The organism is uncultured Clostridium sp. (assembly GCF_900547735.1).
In the GTDB taxonomy this organism is placed as follows: Bacteria; Bacillota; Clostridia; order Lachnospirales; family Lachnospiraceae; genus Otoolea.
Genome location: NZ_URHZ01000022.1, coordinates 1 through 15,185 on the forward strand (window position 1 = coordinate 1; position 15,185 = coordinate 15,185).

14 protein-coding genes, 2 tRNA genes and 1 rRNA gene are annotated in these 15,185 nt (G+C 49.3%); 2 read left to right on the forward strand and 15 right to left on the reverse strand.

All coding sequences use genetic code 11. The features are described 5' to 3' along the window. The 11 genes from QZT18_RS09040 to QZT18_RS09090 all read right to left on the reverse strand — a co-directional run. Positions 1 to 60 (reverse strand): 16S ribosomal RNA (locus tag QZT18_RS09040); the annotation flags it as partial. A gap of 239 nt (positions 61 to 299) precedes the next feature. Continuing rightward, positions 300 to 388, reverse strand: a tRNA-Ser gene (locus tag QZT18_RS09045). Positions 389 to 435: 47 nt separating this feature from the next. Then, positions 436 to 521: transfer RNA gene (locus tag QZT18_RS09050), tRNA-Ser, on the reverse strand. 632 nt (positions 522 to 1,153) lie between these two features. After that, complete coding sequence (ispD, locus tag QZT18_RS09055; RefSeq protein ID WP_294146882.1) at positions 1,154 to 1,900, reverse strand: 2-C-methyl-D-erythritol 4-phosphate cytidylyltransferase; 747 nt, start codon at positions 1,898 to 1,900, stop codon at positions 1,154 to 1,156. Positions 1,901 to 1,902: 2 nt separating this feature from the next. After that, positions 1,903 to 2,940: a tRNA (adenosine(37)-N6)-threonylcarbamoyltransferase complex transferase subunit TsaD gene (gene tsaD, locus QZT18_RS09060; protein WP_294146883.1), complete on the reverse strand. Its 1,038-nt coding sequence runs from the start codon at positions 2,938 to 2,940 to the stop codon at positions 1,903 to 1,905. A gap of 23 nt (positions 2,941 to 2,963) precedes the next feature. After that, a complete protein-coding gene (locus QZT18_RS09065) occupies positions 2,964 to 3,875 on the reverse strand; it encodes a ribonuclease Z (RefSeq protein WP_294146884.1) in 912 nt (303 codons plus the stop codon). 231 nt (positions 3,876 to 4,106) lie between these two features. After that, positions 4,107 to 4,349 (reverse strand): hypothetical protein, encoded by a 243-nt coding sequence (locus tag QZT18_RS09070; protein ID WP_294146885.1) that lies wholly within the window; start codon positions 4,347 to 4,349, stop codon positions 4,107 to 4,109. A 210-nt stretch (positions 4,350 to 4,559) separates the two neighbouring features. Beyond that, positions 4,560 to 5,000, reverse strand: a complete 441-nt coding sequence (gene rimI / locus QZT18_RS09075; RefSeq protein WP_294146886.1) for a ribosomal protein S18-alanine N-acetyltransferase — start codon at positions 4,998 to 5,000, stop codon at positions 4,560 to 4,562. 44 nt (positions 5,001 to 5,044) lie between these two features. Then, positions 5,045 to 5,800: a tRNA (adenosine(37)-N6)-threonylcarbamoyltransferase complex dimerization subunit type 1 TsaB gene (tsaB, locus tag QZT18_RS09080; protein ID WP_294146887.1), complete on the reverse strand. Its 756-nt coding sequence runs from the start codon at positions 5,798 to 5,800 to the stop codon at positions 5,045 to 5,047. Continuing rightward, positions 5,797 to 6,225, reverse strand: a complete 429-nt coding sequence (gene tsaE / locus QZT18_RS09085) for a tRNA (adenosine(37)-N6)-threonylcarbamoyltransferase complex ATPase subunit type 1 TsaE (protein ID WP_294146888.1) — start codon at positions 6,223 to 6,225, stop codon at positions 5,797 to 5,799. The genes tsaB and tsaE overlap by 4 nt, the downstream gene beginning before the upstream one ends. Position 6,226: 1 nt before the next feature. After that, positions 6,227 to 6,718 (reverse strand): YcxB family protein, encoded by a 492-nt coding sequence (locus QZT18_RS09090; RefSeq protein WP_227032325.1) that lies wholly within the window; start codon positions 6,716 to 6,718, stop codon positions 6,227 to 6,229. Between the two features lie 350 nt (positions 6,719 to 7,068). Between QZT18_RS09090 and QZT18_RS09095 the strand changes: the two genes are divergently transcribed. Both QZT18_RS09095 and QZT18_RS09100 read left to right on the forward strand, forming a co-directional pair. Beyond that, the gene (locus QZT18_RS09095; RefSeq protein ID WP_294146889.1) at positions 7,069 to 8,118 is read left to right on the forward strand and encodes an asparaginase; all 1,050 of its coding nucleotides are present in this window, start codon (positions 7,069 to 7,071) and stop codon (positions 8,116 to 8,118) included. Between the two features lie 131 nt (positions 8,119 to 8,249). After that, positions 8,250 to 9,545 carry an amidohydrolase gene (locus QZT18_RS09100; RefSeq protein ID WP_294146890.1) on the forward strand — a complete coding sequence of 432 codons (1,296 nt, stop codon included), beginning with the start codon at positions 8,250 to 8,252 and terminating at the stop codon, positions 9,543 to 9,545. 87 nt (positions 9,546 to 9,632) lie between these two features. On the opposite strand, the gene QZT18_RS09105 is transcribed toward QZT18_RS09100, so the two are convergent. The 4 genes from QZT18_RS09105 to QZT18_RS09120 all read right to left on the reverse strand — a co-directional run bounded on the left by QZT18_RS09105 (position 9,633) and on the right by QZT18_RS09120 (position 14,945). Next, complete coding sequence (locus QZT18_RS09105) at positions 9,633 to 10,472, reverse strand: PD-(D/E)XK nuclease family transposase (RefSeq protein ID WP_294146891.1); 840 nt, start codon at positions 10,470 to 10,472, stop codon at positions 9,633 to 9,635. A gap of 437 nt (positions 10,473 to 10,909) precedes the next feature. Next, positions 10,910 to 12,097: an amidohydrolase gene (locus tag QZT18_RS09110; protein ID WP_294146892.1), complete on the reverse strand. Its 1,188-nt coding sequence runs from the start codon at positions 12,095 to 12,097 to the stop codon at positions 10,910 to 10,912. Next, a complete protein-coding gene (locus tag QZT18_RS09115; RefSeq protein ID WP_294146893.1) occupies positions 12,094 to 13,293 on the reverse strand; it encodes an amidohydrolase in 1,200 nt (399 codons plus the stop codon). Before QZT18_RS09115 ends, QZT18_RS09110 begins: the two co-directional genes overlap by 4 nt. A 116-nt stretch (positions 13,294 to 13,409) precedes the next feature. Beyond that, the gene (locus tag QZT18_RS09120) at positions 13,410 to 14,945 is read right to left on the reverse strand and encodes an AbgT family transporter (RefSeq protein WP_294146894.1); all 1,536 of its coding nucleotides are present in this window, start codon (positions 14,943 to 14,945) and stop codon (positions 13,410 to 13,412) included. Between the last annotated feature and the right edge of the window lie 240 nt (positions 14,946 to 15,185).

A 15,185-nucleotide genomic window follows, 5' to 3' on the forward strand; every position in this document is an offset into this window, starting at 1 on the left:
TTGCATGTGTTAGGCACGCCGCCAGCGTTCATCCTGAGCCAGGATCAAACTCTCATGTTTAAGATTTGATTCCGTTCAAAAATCGCTTGGCTATTTTTGTCCGTTTGTGTTCGCTTTTGTAGCACTTTCGTGCTCCGCAAGTGTATCACGTTTTTACTTGGTTTTGTTCTGAATGTTCTCTCGAACTTCTAGGCTTAACCAAAAGCCTTTGTTCTTTAAGAATTTTCAAGGTTTTACATACTGTTCAGTTTTCAAGGTTCCTGGCACTGACTTCCAATTGCTTGTCTGTCAATGTCGAACGCAGAAGGAGGGATTTGAACCCTCGCGCCGCTACTAACGACCTACTCCCTTTCCAGGGGAGCCCCTTCAACCTCTTGGGTACTTCTGCCGGTTGATTTCTTATTTATATATGAAGCTGTGCATTATATTTCTTAACGGAGAGAGTGGGATTCGAACCCACGCGCCCTTGCGGACAAACGGTTTTCAAGACCGCCTCGTTATGACCACTTCGATATCTCTCCAAACGTGCCTTCATATTCTACAACAGGCTTTCCAATTTGTCAAGTACTTTTTTATCTTTTTTTGAATTTAATCTTTTATAGATTCAATTCATACATTAGATAATATTAATCTCTGCAGCCGTCGAAAACGGTTGTTTATCAGGGCTTTGTCGCTCGCTGTCTCAGCAGCAACGGTGATAATCTTACCACGTATACCCACAGGTGTCAACCACTTTTTTTCATTTTTTTACAAATTTTGTAATTACTGGTTTCCAGCCTCTGTAAGCTTTCCTTTAAACACAAGGCCTGCGGGCATTTTAGGTATAATTTATATCGTTGAGTTTCGTCCTTATATTTTCCTTTTCACCAAAATATGAGGTTATCCTCTTTTATATAAATTCTACTTAATATGAATTCTATAGTAAAATAAGAATCTTTCTTTGGAATCACCGAACCTCAATCGGGCGGATACGAATTCCTGTTCCGCACCTTTTATCCAATGATAAAAAACCGGCAGCAAAAAGGAAACTTCCATACCTTTTTACGTTTTAAATCCGTTTTTAATAATAAGGCTGTTATTCCTATGTACAGTATATCCAGAAAAATAAAAACCTATCCATATCCTGGCACACCGTAAATCTTTTTCCATTTGCCTAAATACCGGCTGTATGATGTATAAAAGTTTCCGCCACAAGCATATCCTCCGGTGTCGTTACCTTGATATTGCGGTATGAGCCTTCCGTCAGCCTGACTTTATGTCTGGTCATCGACTCCACCACCATTGCATCATCGGTAACACCTGTCTGATATTCCACCCGGGCCATCATCTTGTCATAGGCTTCCCTGAGCAGAGAATAGGAAAATCCCTGCGGCGTCTGAACCGTCCAGACCAGGGAGCGATCCGGCGTCACTCCGGCAAATCCGGCGTCATCGGAAAGCTTTACCGTATCTTTGGACGGCATCCCCGCCACACAGGCTCCATAACGCACCGAGTCATCCATCACCCGGGCAATCACCCCTGCATCGGCAAACGGCCTGGCCCCGTCGTGGACCAGGACATAATCTCCCTGACCGTATCCCCCCTGTGCCTCCAGGCATTTAAGTCCTTCATAGACAGAGTGATAGCGTTCTTTACCTCCGGAGACCACGGCCAATATTTTATTAAATCCGTATTTCTCTATTATTTCTTTGCGGCAATACTCTATTTCTTCCGCCCCCGTCACAAGCACAATCTCATTCACCGGCCCATCCTCAAATGTTTTCAGTGAATAATAGATAAGAGGTTTCCCATCCAGGAGCATATACTGCTTTTGGACTTTGCTGTTCATCCGGCTCCCTCTGCCTGCCGCCAGTATGACAGCCGCAAACCGGCCTGTCTTATTTAAGGCTTCTTTGTCCATAGTCAGCGCTCCCCCAGCTTCAGATTAGGCACCGCATTAAGATCCCATCCGGCCCGGGAACCATTGATGTATTCATAATAGGCCGCCACACCAATCATCGCCGCATTGTCCGTACAGTAGATGGGGGATGGGTGATAGAATTTGAGCCCGGCTTTGCGGCAGGCCTCCTCCATTCCTTCCCTGAGAGCCGTATTCGATGCAACGCCTCCGGCGATCGCAACCTTGTCATAGCCATACTCCCTGGCTGCTGCAATTGTTCTTGTGACCAGAACTTCCACTACGGCGTTCTGAAATGAGGCTGCGAGGTCTGGAACGGCAATCTCTTCTCCCGTCATTTTCGCATGGTTAATATAATTAAGAACAGCCGATTTTAAGCCGCTGAAGCTGAAGTCATAGGGATTCTCCCCGACTTTGGCTCTCGGAAATTCCACAGCGTGCTTATTTCCGCCCTGTGCGGCCTTGTCCACCTTAGGCCCTCCCGGATAACCCAGGCCCACAGCCCTTGCCACTTTATCAAAGGCCTCTCCGGCGGCGTCATCCCTTGTTCTTCCAATAATCTCAAATTCCCCGTAATCCTTCACAATTACAAGATGTGTATGTCCTCCGGATACGATAAGGCAGACAAATGGAGGCTCCAGATCTGGATTCTCAATAAAATTGGCCGATACGTGTCCTTCTATATGATGGACTCCAACAAGTGGTTTTTTGGCGGCATAGGCCAGCGCTTTCGCCTCGGCCACTCCAACTAAAAGAGCACCCACCAGGCCGGGCCCGTAGGTGACTGCAATTGCCGTAATCTCCTCCAGGGTCATGTCCGCCTCTTTCAGGGCACTTTCAATTACCTGGTTAATCTTCTCTATGTGTTTCCTGGAGGCAATCTCCGGTACAACCCCACCATAGAGCGTATGAAGGTCAATTTGTGACGATATGACATTTGAGAGCACCCGGCGGCCGTTTTTCACCACGGAGGCAGCGGTCTCGTCGCAGGAGCTTTCAATTGCAAGAATATAAACATCTTCATCCGTTGTATGTTTTTTCATAGCGTTTTTCTTCCTCCCGCTTCCTAATCTTCTTCGAAGCCCAGCTCTGCCGTCCAGCCGTCCCTTGCCGCTTTTGCCTCAGGGAATATCTCTCTGACCTTATCCATATATTCTTCCGGTCTGGTGAGGGAAGGACTGTAATGGGTAAGCCACATCTGCGCTGGTTTCGCCGTCTTTGCGAGGTTCGCCGCCTCATACATCGTCATATGCTTGTATTCTCTGGCCTTGGACTCTTTCCCGTCCTCGCCGTACATTCCTTCACAGATAAACAGATCCGCATCCTGCGCATATTCCGCAATCACGGGAACCGGTCTGGTGTCCGTACAATATGTGACGCGGATTCCTTTTCTGGCAGCTCCCAAAACCATATCCGGCGTCAGGGTACGTCCGCCGTCCTCCACAATTTCACCTTTCTGAAGCCGGTTCCAGAACTTCTGAGGGATCTGCTGCTCTCTTGCACGCTCCACATCAAACCGCCCATTCCTCGGGATGGAAACGGAATATCCATAACAGGTAACGTTATGGTTCACCTTGTATGCATCGATCACATAAGGTCCTATCTCAAACTTTTCCCTTGGTTCCGTCATCTCAATGAATTGAAGCGGGAACGGAAGTTCCGGCGCTATTGTCCTGAGAGCGCCGACCACCCGTTCCAGGCCCTTCGGTCCAATCATAATTACGGGCTCTGTCCGCTCCGCATTTCCCATCGTCAGTAAAAGGCCCGGAAGACCGCTGATATGATCCGCGTGGTAATGGGTAAAACACATTACATCGATCGGTTTGGGGCTCCATCCCTTCTCCTTCAGCGCCACCTGGGTTCCTTCACCACAGTCTATTAATAAATTGCTCCCGTCACAGCGGGTCATCAACGATGTCAGCCACCTGTACGGCAGCGGCATCATTCCCCCTGTTCCCAGCAGACAAACGTCTAACATGTAAAATCCTCTTTTCTATAATACGGCCTGTCAAATAGTTCTCCCAAATCATACCATAAAAGGAAGCCAGGTTGCAAGGGGGAGGAGGATTTAGTTGGGAAGCAGAAGTGATTGAGGTTACTGTTCACACTGCATTGCGCTGTGAACAATAACACGCTGCGCGATGCACAGAAAACGGCAAAAAAACGTAGTTTCGCGCCGTGACCCTCGTGTTTTCATATATTAATCCTGTCACAAAAGCTCTACCTGCTCCTCAACATCGATCGGAATGCAGAATTCCGCCGTCATTCTGTCATAACATTCCTCACAGAGATCAAAATGATGTACCTCGCCATCCTTTTCCGAAAAATAATCCCATACATAGTCAAAGCGGGCAGCCCCTTCTCTCAGGATTCCGTCCTTCACAACCATCTTTTTCCCGCACATGTTACAGCAGACAGCTTCAAGTTGTCCATTTTCTTTGTACTTTCTCATAATATCCTCGCCTTTCTTCTTATCGTGTGTCACCTGTTTTTTTACTTGTCCCTCTTTTTCCCGACCGGACCTTTTTTATTTTTTATCTCGTTTTTCCCGTCCGATTTTCAACGCTCTGATTTTCCCTGCTGCAGAGAAAAAAGGAGCATCACCGTCAGGGATACTCCTACATTATATCTGGTTTATTCACGATTTCAGGTGGTAATTTTTTCAACTGTGACGGCGCCACATAATGAGTGCATCCTCGGCAGGATCGGTGTAATACCTTTTTCTGACTGCTTCTATTTTAAAACCGTATGATTTATAAAGATTTATGGCCGCGCTGTTGGAAGCTCTTACCTCTAAACTGATTTCTTCCACCTGATTTATACTGGCATACTCAGCCAGGATTTCCATAAGCTCCCTGCCGTACCCCCTCCCCCTGGATGCTGGCAGGACGGCAATTCTCATCAGTTCACCCTCCCCGGCTATCACACGGAAGTTGCAGTACCCCTTGATTTTTCCTTCATCTTCCAGAACCCATACCTTGTCTAAAGGGCTCACCAGGCACTCTTCGAGAAGTTTCCCGGACCAGGGTACGGTAAAACTTTTCTGCTCCAGTTCCGCCACATCCTGTAAATCCTTAAGCTCCATCAAACGAATCGATGCCATCCTATCCCTCTTCTCTATCTATGCTCTGCTGTTCCGGCCTTCTATTACTTGCCGCTTTTCTCTACTACCACAATCCCTGCCGCCAGTTTATCCATTTCTCCCTGGCGTTCCGCTACCTCGCGTTCCCGTTCTGCCTGGGATTTGCGCAGATAGTCCGGCTTATGTTCCGACGCATCCTCAGTTTTGCCCTGACTGTAATAAACGGCTCCCAGGGCTGCCACTGCCGCTGCTCTCTGCCGGTTTACATGGGCCGGTGCAAACTCATAGGGAACCTTTATTTCCTCTTCTATTATATGCCGGCAGACAGGCACTCCGTCACCGAGAAAAATAACTTTTTCCCCAATCCGGTTAAGTTCTTCCACCAGCTCCCTTATATCCGCCGGCCACTGTTCCCTGACCACCTCGAATGAATCATGGTAATGGTAAAGACCTGTATAGACCTGGTTTCTTCTCGCATCCATGATCGGACAAATCAGCGCGGAAGCTCCGTAGAGATTATAGGCCATTGCATCCATCGTTGGGATATGGATCAGAGGTTTGCCTAACGCCAGACCCAGCCCTTTTCCCGTCGCCGAGCCGATACGGAGTCCGGTAAAAGACCCGGGTCCTCCCGAGACAGCAATCGCATCAACGGTACCCGGCTCTTCCTCCAGCATCCCCATCATCTGATCGATCATGGGCAGCAGCGTCTGTGAGTGTGTTTTCTTCAAATTCACCGTATACTCTGCCGTAACAACGTCATCCGTCACAATGGCCACCGAGGCCACCAGAGATGAACTTTCGATTCCAAGAATTCTCATTTTCTTTCCTCCACGGTTATTTTACGGTAGTCAAACCCCTTTTCCAAATCCTTCTCAATCCGGATCTGTGTAAGCTGTTCCGGCAGAATTTCCTCGATCAGGTTGGACCACTCTATCAGGCTGACTCCATCGCCGTAAAAACAGTCCTCATAGCCGATTTCATCCATCTCGCTGATATCGCCAATGCGGTAGACGTCAAAGTGATAAAGCGGAAGGCGCCCGTCGTCATATTGCTGAACAATGGTAAACGTAGGGCTGCTCACCGGCCCTTCGATGCCGAGTCCTTTCGCAAACCCCTGGGTAAATACGGTCTTTCCAACTCCCAGATCTCCGTTTAAGCAGTACACCTCTCCCGGCTTTGCTTTCTTTCCCAGGTTCTCTCCCAGTTCAAATGTCTCTTCCGGTGTAAATGTCTCTATTGTCATCTCAGATCCCTTTCCTCTTTTCTGCCGGGACATACTCTCTGATCACGTTCAGAAACTGCTCTTTTTTGCTCCCGTCGAGTACCCGCTCCGGGAACAGGTATGCCCTGTCTTTGGTCAGATACAAGATATAAATATCCGATATCTTTCCCACCTTTACAATCTGGTTCCACCGGATTACGGCCTTATCCTTCCCCTGATGCACCCGCAGTCCGTTATAATCTATTTTAAAATGGGTTTCCTTTGATCTCTGGGGATCCAGCGTCTCCTTGCCGGCTTTCCTGTACAGGACAAAGGGCTGGGTTGCCGCGATCAATATGACTGCCAGTGCCAGAACTCCCTTCATATAGCCAGGCTGCGCGGACCAGGTGGCCGCCACCGCTCCAAGGGCCAGCACCGAACAGCCGATACTGATGGCGCCTGCTGTGGAATGGTAATAGTGGTGAAGCGAAAACAGGAAAATCTCCCTTGCCGTTACCTTAATTCTTAAATCCATATAACACGCCTCTTTTCTCCGGTGTCCTATCTCCCCGCCCTGCCGGGCAAGGATAAATATCGAAGAGACAAAACACCAATATTTCCTTCCCACATCTTAATATAGGAATTGAAAAAAGTCAATCGGGGCTGCATTTCCCCGCAGTTGTCTATCTTTGTCAAAAAGACAGTTTTCACGCCGTCAATCATGCATTTTCAAAACGGTATTCCCCTCTCTGCCGGGTATCCGTTTCACATTGCCGGTAACCTTTCTGTTACTGGTCACAAAGTGAACAGTAACACCTTTCTTCCCCCCTTGCCAGCCTATTTTGTTTCCTGTATACTTGTGAACATAAAGGACGGTAAAACAACATGAAAAAAATATTATTATTCACCACAGGAGGCACCATCGCCTCAAAAGAAGGCACTAACGGCCTGGAGCCCGAGATGAATGCAGACGAGCTGCTTTCTTATATGGGAGATTTAACCTCACGCTATGAAATCACCTGCCGTGAACTGCTCAGTCTGGACAGTTCCAATATTCAGGCGGAGGAATGGAAAAAAATAGCCCGCAATATTTTCGAAAACCTGGATCTGTATGACGGCATCGTCGTTACCCATGGAACCGACACCATGGCCTATACCTCGTCCATGCTGTCTTTCATGCTCCAGAGCCTGCCCATCCCCGTTGTGCTGACCGGCTCACAGATGCCCATCGACAACATGCTGACCGATGCGCGAAACAATCTCTACTCGGCCTTTGCCGCCATTGACGCCAAAATAAACGGCGTCTGTGTGGCGTTCAACCGCCGGATCATGCTGGGCTGCCGGGCCGTCAAGGTAAGAACGCTTGGGTTTGAAGCTTTTGAGAGTGTTAACGCCCCCTATCTGGCGGAAGTTTTCGCCAATGGGATGCGAAGATACCATGAGCCGGAAAAGCCGGTGTCTTCCGCCCCGCTTGCCGATCCGCCAACCGAAGGCTCCTGCCGCGCCGTTTTAAATGACAGCATTTCCACCGACGTTTTTTTGCTGAAGCTGATTCCAAACACCAAACCGGCCATCTTTGATGCGCTGAAAAACCTGGGATACCGCGGAATCGTGCTGGAAGCATTCGGAGCAGGCGGACTGCACTTTTTCAGAAGAAACCTGCTTGAAAAACTGGAGCAGCTCACCAAAGCCGGTATCAGTGTCGTGGCCTGCAGCCAGTGCCTGTACGAACCAAGTGATTTCTCTATCTACGAGGTAGGACGCCGTCTGCTGGAATGCGGAGTCATTCCGGGTCGTGATATGACGACCGAAGCGGCCGTCACAAAACTGATGTGGGCTCTCGGACAGACGGATGATCCGGAAAAGGTCCGTGAAATTTTTAATACGAATATTGCAGGCGAGGTTTCCATTACCGAAGAAGACGAAGAAGAATAACCGCGCTCCCAATCATGAGGCCGGGCAGGATTCCGGCCTGAGATTCTAAATACACTCGCAAGATAAAACCTGAAAATAAATGCAGCTTCTGAAAAATCACATATGATTTTTCAGAACAACAGGAGAAAAACATGAACGAGACAGAAAAACAGATATTAAAGATCATTGATGAACACCGTGAAGAACTGATATCCATGGGAAATACACTTTATACCCGCGCAGAGCGTGGATTTGCCGAGGTGAATACCTCCGCTTTTATTGCAGAACAACTAAAAAAGCTCGGTTTGTCCGTCCGCACCGGTCTGGCCGGAACAGGGCTCCGCGCTTCCGTCGGCAAAGAGGGCGGCGTAAATCTCGCCCTGATCAGTGAGCTGGATGGAATTCTCTGCCCTTCCCATCCGCAGGCCGCTCCCGACGGAATGAGCCATGCCTGCGGCCACCATGCCCAGATGATAGCGATGCTCGGGGCCGCAATTGCCCTGACGGCGCCGGAAGTTGCCGGTGAGCTGGACGGACTGGCCACCTTTTTCGCCGTACCATCCGAGGAATTTCTCAGTGAGGATATACGCAGCGGACTGAGGGAAAAAAAGATTTCCACCCATTCCGGAGGAAAGGCCGAACTGATCTCCCGCGGCTGTTTTGAGGACATTGATATGGCGATAACCACACACGCCCATATGCTCCCCTTCGGTGAATATGATTTCGTCCTCGGCAACAACGCCTGCACCGGGTTCATAGGAAAAACGGCGACATTTTACGGCAAAGCCGCCCATGCGGCAGGAGCTCCCCACGAGGGAATCAATGCGATGAATGCGGCTGCCCTGGCCCTCAGCGCTCTCGGCATGATACGCGAAACATTCCAGGAAAAAGATTATGTCCGGGTGCATCCTATTATGAAAGAGGCCGGTTCTGCCGTCAATGTCGTGCCCGATAAAGCCGTTCTCGATATGATGGTGCGGGCCGGCAGCCTGAAAGCCGTCGCCGAGGTATCTGAGAAAACGGACCGCGCCTTCAAAGGAGCTGCCTATGCCATCGGCGCCGAGATTGAGATTAAGGATGTACCCGGCTATCTCCCCGTCATCGAACGCCTGCCGGATCAGGTTATGATAGACGCAGCCGAGCTCATCGGCAGCTCCATCCGCTGGACTTCCATCACACCCGGTCAGGAAAATATGACTTCCACCGATGTCGGCGACCTGACCCACCTGATGCCGGTGCTCAATTTTACCTTCGGCGGATTCGAGGGCGCACTGCACAGCAAAGATTTCCGCCTGACCGATGAGGAAAAGGCATTTGTAAATCCTGCCAAACTGATGGCTCTTACCGCTTACCGCCTTCTGACAAACCAGGCAAAAGAAGCCGGACAGATTCTTAATGATTTTATGCCGGCTCTTACAATTGAGGAGTATCTTGATTATATAAAATAAAACACAGATTCTTGCACTGCCGCGCAGTTGCTTCAGCAACTATTTACCTCTACGCGGCATGTGCATCCTCGCGGAGCGTTCTTTCGTTCACAGATTATATTCCTTCAACAGTTGTTCCTGATACTCCGGCTCTTCCAGGGATTTCACCATATCTTCGTTCCTTCCGTCCTTTAACAGCCTCCGATTCAATTCGTTGATCCGGTCACTGCCTTCCTTTCTCCCCTCTTCTCTTCCTTCATTTCGCTCTTCCTCCAATATTCTGCACATACCCTCTACTCCTTTCTCTTTCTCCTTGAAAAACTTCACTCTCCTGACAACATTCGGAAATATCTCAGTTTGATAACTGCTGTCCGACTTTTTCATATAAGAGAGCAATTCGTTGATTTTTTCATTGCTGCATTCACATTCCAGATTCGCATATATCTCATGGATTCCGTTATCCACAGTGTTACCGATATTTTTCAGCCTGCGTTCGACATAATAGATTCCCAGCTTATGTGCAAAAAAATCCTTTTCCGTAATAAAAATGAGATACAATTCCGGAAGCTCGTCATAGGGCACTCCCTTTTCCAGGCAGCTCATATCGATGCTGGCCTGATAATATCTTACCCGCCTCTGGTTATCACCGTCATTTCGTATCTGCATCTCTATGTTGACCATTCTCCCGCTCGTATCCTCCGCCAGTATATCCAGAATCACAGAACGGTTCTCAATATTGCGGATCGAATACTGTGCCTTTACCTCTTTGACGGTAAATCCCGGCTCGTCCAGTATTATCCTGATAACCTCCTCACAGGCGCTCCTGTCCTCCAGTACTTTTCCACAAAACACATCGCTTGTCATATTGAACTGCTGCACCTTTTTCCGGCGTTCCTCATAAAAATCCATCCTGCTGCAGAAACCGCTCACCGTGCTTCTTTTATCCATCCGTAACTCCTCTCTTTTATGACAGGAGCTGTCTTTCCTGCCATATCCTTTTAACTGTTGAACTATGGCAGAAATTGCCGGTTACAATGCAAAACTGCATTGCAGAATTAAAAATCCGGATGCCTTGAGACGGCATCGATTTGTATTGTAATTATAACTTTACGACGACGGAATGGCAAGAACTATTTCTTTCCTCCGCATCCGTTACTGGGCATAAAAGTTACTGTTCACTCCGTGCCCAGCAACCCGCTTCGCGCTGCACAGAAACGGCAAAAAACTCCGTTGATTGTAATGAAAAGTCCGCATCGCGCACTTTTCGTTGCGTCGCGCCGCTTAACTCGGGATTTTCACGAAAAACACGTGAAAACACCTCGCGGGATACATCCGTGTGAACAGTAACGCATAAAATGCCCAGTAACACGCTTCCCCTGTTTCTCTCATCCATTCAGATAATCTATCGCAAACTGCACATAGATTCCCGTTCCGTTCGGGAGCTGTTCCTCGTCTACCTCAAAATCAGGATGATGATGCACACAGCAGATTCCCTTTTCTCTGTTTCTCACTCCTAAAAAACCATAAACTCCGGGCACCTTTTCCATCAAAACGGAAAAATCCTCCGCACCCGTCATTTTATCCAGATGAACAAGAGCCGCTTTTCCCATTTGTTTCTCCGCGGCGCTTCTCGCTATATTATTTAAATCCTCATGGTCGTTGATAACCGGTCCCGGGAAAAAGCAGTATTCCGTCTCCGCCTCGCAGCCGTATGCCACGGCTACGCCTGAGGCCATATCGGTGATGAGCTTTGGCAGGCTCTTTCTGAATTCTCTGTTAAAAGTCCTGGTGGTTCCCACCAGTTCCACCTGTCCGGCCAGAATATTGGACTGGGTTCCCCCATTCATCATCCCCACCGACAATACAAAGGTGTTCTGGGGGTTATTGATGCGGCTTACCAGGGTCTGAAGCGCCATAACAACGGCTGCCGCTCCTACGACGGCATCCTTTCCCTCGTGAGGGGCGCTTCCGTGTGAGGAGCAGCCCTTGATCCGGATGGTAAACCGATCGCTGGACGCCATCCTCTCCCCGTCCTCAAAATTGACGCAGCCGGAGTCCAGGAGCGCCCACACATGCATTCCGAAGATTGCATCTACGCCGTCCAGTGCACCGTTATCCACATAATGCTTTGATTCTATGCCTACTTCCTCTCCCATCTGGAAGAGCAGTTTCACTGTACCTGAAAATTCATCCCTGTGGGACGACAGGATTTTGGCGGCCGCCAGAAGCATGGCCATATGGCAGTCATGGCCGCAGGCATGCATCACACCCGGATTCTGCGAGGAATATTCTTTATTCTGTGGTTCGGTGATCGGCAGGGCATCTATATCCGCCCGCAGCATTACGGTTTTTCCCGAACCCGGTTCCCCGCCCGAACGGGTTCCCTCGATGGTTCCCACCGCGCCGGTGCAGTCGTCGAATGTACGGACCGGAATGCCCATTGCCTCCAGTTCCCTTACGATATGTTCCGTTGTACCCGCCTCTTCCTTGGATACCTCAGGATGCGCGTGGAAAAAGCGGCGCTGCGTACGTATATATTCCTTCTGTTCTCCTGCAAGTTCTTTTATATTCACAGCGATTTTCCCTCCTCTTCCACTTCTCCGCCTTCCAGATAGTCATAGGCAAACTGCGCGTAAAGCGCCGCTCCTCTTGGCAGAAGTTTTTCATCCACACGGAAATGGACGGAATGAACGGGATGGACGCTTCCGCACTCCTCATTATAATAGCCTATAAAACACAGCAGTCCCGGAACTTTTTCCATCAGAATGGACATGTCTTCGGAACCCATGACCCTCGGCATCTTTTTAAGGACCTCTTCTCCATACAGCTTCACTGCCGCCGCCCTGGCGATTTCATTGAGTTCAAGGTCGTCATTCATGACCGGAGGTTCAATCGGGTTATTGATAAATTCAGCCCTGCAGCCAAGTGCCTCCGCCGTGCCGCCGATGATTCTTCCCAGTTCCTTCTGAACCTTCTTCCTCATCTCCACTCCATAGGTCCGGATAGTCCCTTCCATCTCCACGCGGTCGGCGATGATATTAAACTGGGTTCCGGCCTTCACCATGCCCACCGACACCACCATTGGATTCAGCGGATCATTTTCCCTGCTGACAAAGGTCTGTATATTCATGATAATCGAGCTGGCGGCCACGATGGCGTCGTGCCCCAGGTGAGGGGTGGAGCCGTGTACCGAGGAGCCCTCCACAATGATTTTAAAATTGTCGCAGGACGCCATCCGGAATCCATCCTCGATATTTATAAAGCCTGTTTCCATACTGGCCCAGACGTGAATTCCCATCAGGGCGTCCACATCGTCCAGATATCCGTGATCTACATAGTAGTTCGCCCCATGGCAGGATTCCTCAGCCGACTGGAATAAAAGTTTTACCGTGCCGCAGAGGCCTTCTAGGTGGCTGCTCAGCATACGGGCCGCCCCTAACAGCATTGCGCTGTGGCAGTCGTGTCCGCAGGCATGCATTGCTCCCGGATTACAGGAGGAAAATGCCTCCCCGCTCCCCTCGTTCAGCGGTAAGGCGTCAATGTCAGCCCTGAGCATCACCGTCTTCCCCGGTTTTTCTCCGCGGATCGTGCCAATTACGCCGTAATAATCGGGAAAACGCTGCGTTTCAATTCCCATACTTTCAAGTTCTTTTGTAATATACGCCGTCGTATCTCTTTCCTCAAAAGATACCTCCGCGTGACTGTGTATCCACCGTCTCTTTTCGACGATATAATCGCTCAGCCCAGCGGCCTCCTCTTTAAAATTCATACTGTTTCCTTTCATTTATCTCCGGGCCGAAGAATTCGGCAGCAGTAACGCACCAATCGCAAAGCGAGAAAAACCATAAGGTTTTTCCCGCCTTTCTTCCGTCTCCGGATTTTTTACTATAAGAAGATTCCGCCGCCGGGACCCAGGGGCAGGTTGAACATTGCCCAGATTACCAGCAGTATAAGCCATGTAACCGTAAAGGTCACGGAATAAGGAATCATGTTGGCTATAATTGTTCCCATACCCGTATCTTTCTCATATCTTCTGGCAAATCCGAGGATCAGCGGGAAATAATAGAACAGCGGTGACAGCGGGTTGGTGATGGAGTCACCGATTCTGTATGCCACCTGTGTAACCGCGGGGTCATATCCCAGGATCATCATCATCGGTACAAATACGGGAGCCAGAATTGCCCATTTTGCCGATGCGGAACCGATGAACAGGTTGACGATGCAGGAAACAACAACAAGACCCACGAGCAACGGAATACCGGTAAAGTTCATTGCCGTCAGCAGGTCGGCGCCCTTGATGGCAATAATCGCTCCCAGGTTGCTCCAGCTGAAGTAATTTGTAAACTGTGCACAGAAGAAGCACAGCAGTATGTATGGGGCCATATCTTTAAATGCATCCACGATGTCTGCAAATAACGCTTTGTCATTCTTATATCTGCCGGAGGCAAATCCGTATACCGCGCCCGGAACAAAGAGAACGATGGATACCGTTACAATAATTCCGCTCATAAACGGAGAGGTGGATGCCATCAGGGAACCTGTTTCCGGGTCACCGAGAACGGGATCGCTTCCGAGACACATTGCAATGATTACCACAACCGTAATCACGAAAGAAAGACCGGCCAGATTGAGGGCCTTATGCTGTTTTGGAGAAAGTTCGGCCGCCGCTTTATCATATTCATATTTACTTAAGTCCTGGCCCTCAAAACGCGGTGCCATGAATTTTTCCGTCAGGATTGTTCCGACGATCGAGAGTACAACACAGGAAGCAATCAGGAAATAATAGTTGATGGCGGGAGAAGCCACATAATTCGGGTCAATCATCTGGGCCGCCGCCTCCGTATACCCATAGGCCAGGGCGTCGGAAAGTCCGAGAGCCACGTTGGCGCAGAAACCTGCAGCCACACCGGCGTATGCGGTAAACATACCTAAAAGCGGATGTCTTCCCATTCCAAGATAAATGATGGCCGCCAGAGGAGGCATTACAACGAAAGCCGCATCTCCGGCAATATTGCCGTTAATTCCTACAAAAATAATTACAAATGTTACAAATGCCGGTGCTGCGCTTCCAAGCATCTTCTGCATGAACGCCGCCAGGAAACCGCTCTTTTCAGCCGCGCCGGAACCGATTACCGCTACAAGCACCATTCCAAGCGGAGCGAATCCCGAAAAGTTGGTTACCGCCTTGCTCCACATCATGCGGACGCCGGCTTTGGAAAACAGATTGACAACCGATAAGGTCTCTCCTGTTCCCGGATGGACCGCGGTGACCCCCATGGCGCTGAAAATACCGGATAACACTACGATGAGTGTCGCCAGAAGAACGAACAGCGTCGCCGGATCGGGAAGCTTGTTGCCCGCCACTTCGATCCCGTTCAGGATCCGGTCAAGCAGCTTCTTTTTGCCTTTTTCTTTACTCATATACTTACCCTCCTGTCTGATATAATATTATTTGATAATTCGCATAATAATACATCATTTTGTGATATTGTATCAAAAATCGCAGAACATGACAAGTTTTTTATGAGACGTTACGAAACAATTACCGTTTTTACACAGACAATTCAGGCCCCCTTTACCGGCAGAAAAATCAGGCTCTTCCATCCTTCTTAGTAAAGCGGGTGAACAATCATCCGCCGTTTCAACGGCAGGCTGCCGTTA

Bases quoted from the DNA above. Each gene is read 5' to 3' on its own strand.
- QZT18_RS09105 (WP_294146891.1), bottom strand. From the start codon at position 10,472: ATGGATAAAAGAAGCACGGTGAGCGGTTTCTGCAGCAGGATGGATTTT.
- QZT18_RS09120 (WP_294146894.1), bottom strand. From the start codon at position 14,945: ATGAGTAAAGAAAAAGGCAAAAAGAAGCTGCTTGACCGGATCCTGAAC.
- ispD (WP_294146882.1), bottom strand. From the start codon at position 1,900: ATGGACAAAGAAGCCTTAAATAAGACAGGCCGGTTTGCGGCTGTCATA.
- rimI (WP_294146886.1), bottom strand. From the start codon at position 5,000: ATGGCATCGATTCGTTTGATGGAGCTTAAGGATTTACAGGATGTGGCG.
- QZT18_RS09070 (WP_294146885.1), bottom strand. From the start codon at position 4,349: ATGAGAAAGTACAAAGAAAATGGACAACTTGAAGCTGTCTGCTGTAAC.
- tsaE (WP_294146888.1), bottom strand. From the start codon at position 6,225: ATGACAATAGAGACATTTACACCGGAAGAGACATTTGAACTGGGAGAG.
- QZT18_RS09095 (WP_294146889.1), top strand. From the start codon at position 7,069: ATGAAAAAAATATTATTATTCACCACAGGAGGCACCATCGCCTCAAAA.
- tsaB (WP_294146887.1), bottom strand. From the start codon at position 5,800: ATGAGAATTCTTGGAATCGAAAGTTCATCTCTGGTGGCCTCGGTGGCC.
- QZT18_RS09090 (WP_227032325.1), bottom strand. From the start codon at position 6,718: ATGGATTTAAGAATTAAGGTAACGGCAAGGGAGATTTTCCTGTTTTCG.
- QZT18_RS09100 (WP_294146890.1), top strand. From the start codon at position 8,250: ATGAACGAGACAGAAAAACAGATATTAAAGATCATTGATGAACACCGT.
- QZT18_RS09065 (WP_294146884.1), bottom strand. From the start codon at position 3,875: ATGTTAGACGTTTGTCTGCTGGGAACAGGGGGAATGATGCCGCTGCCG.
- tsaD (WP_294146883.1), bottom strand. From the start codon at position 2,940: ATGAAAAAACATACAACGGATGAAGATGTTTATATTCTTGCAATTGAA.
- QZT18_RS09115 (WP_294146893.1), bottom strand. From the start codon at position 13,293: ATGAATTTTAAAGAGGAGGCCGCTGGGCTGAGCGATTATATCGTCGAA.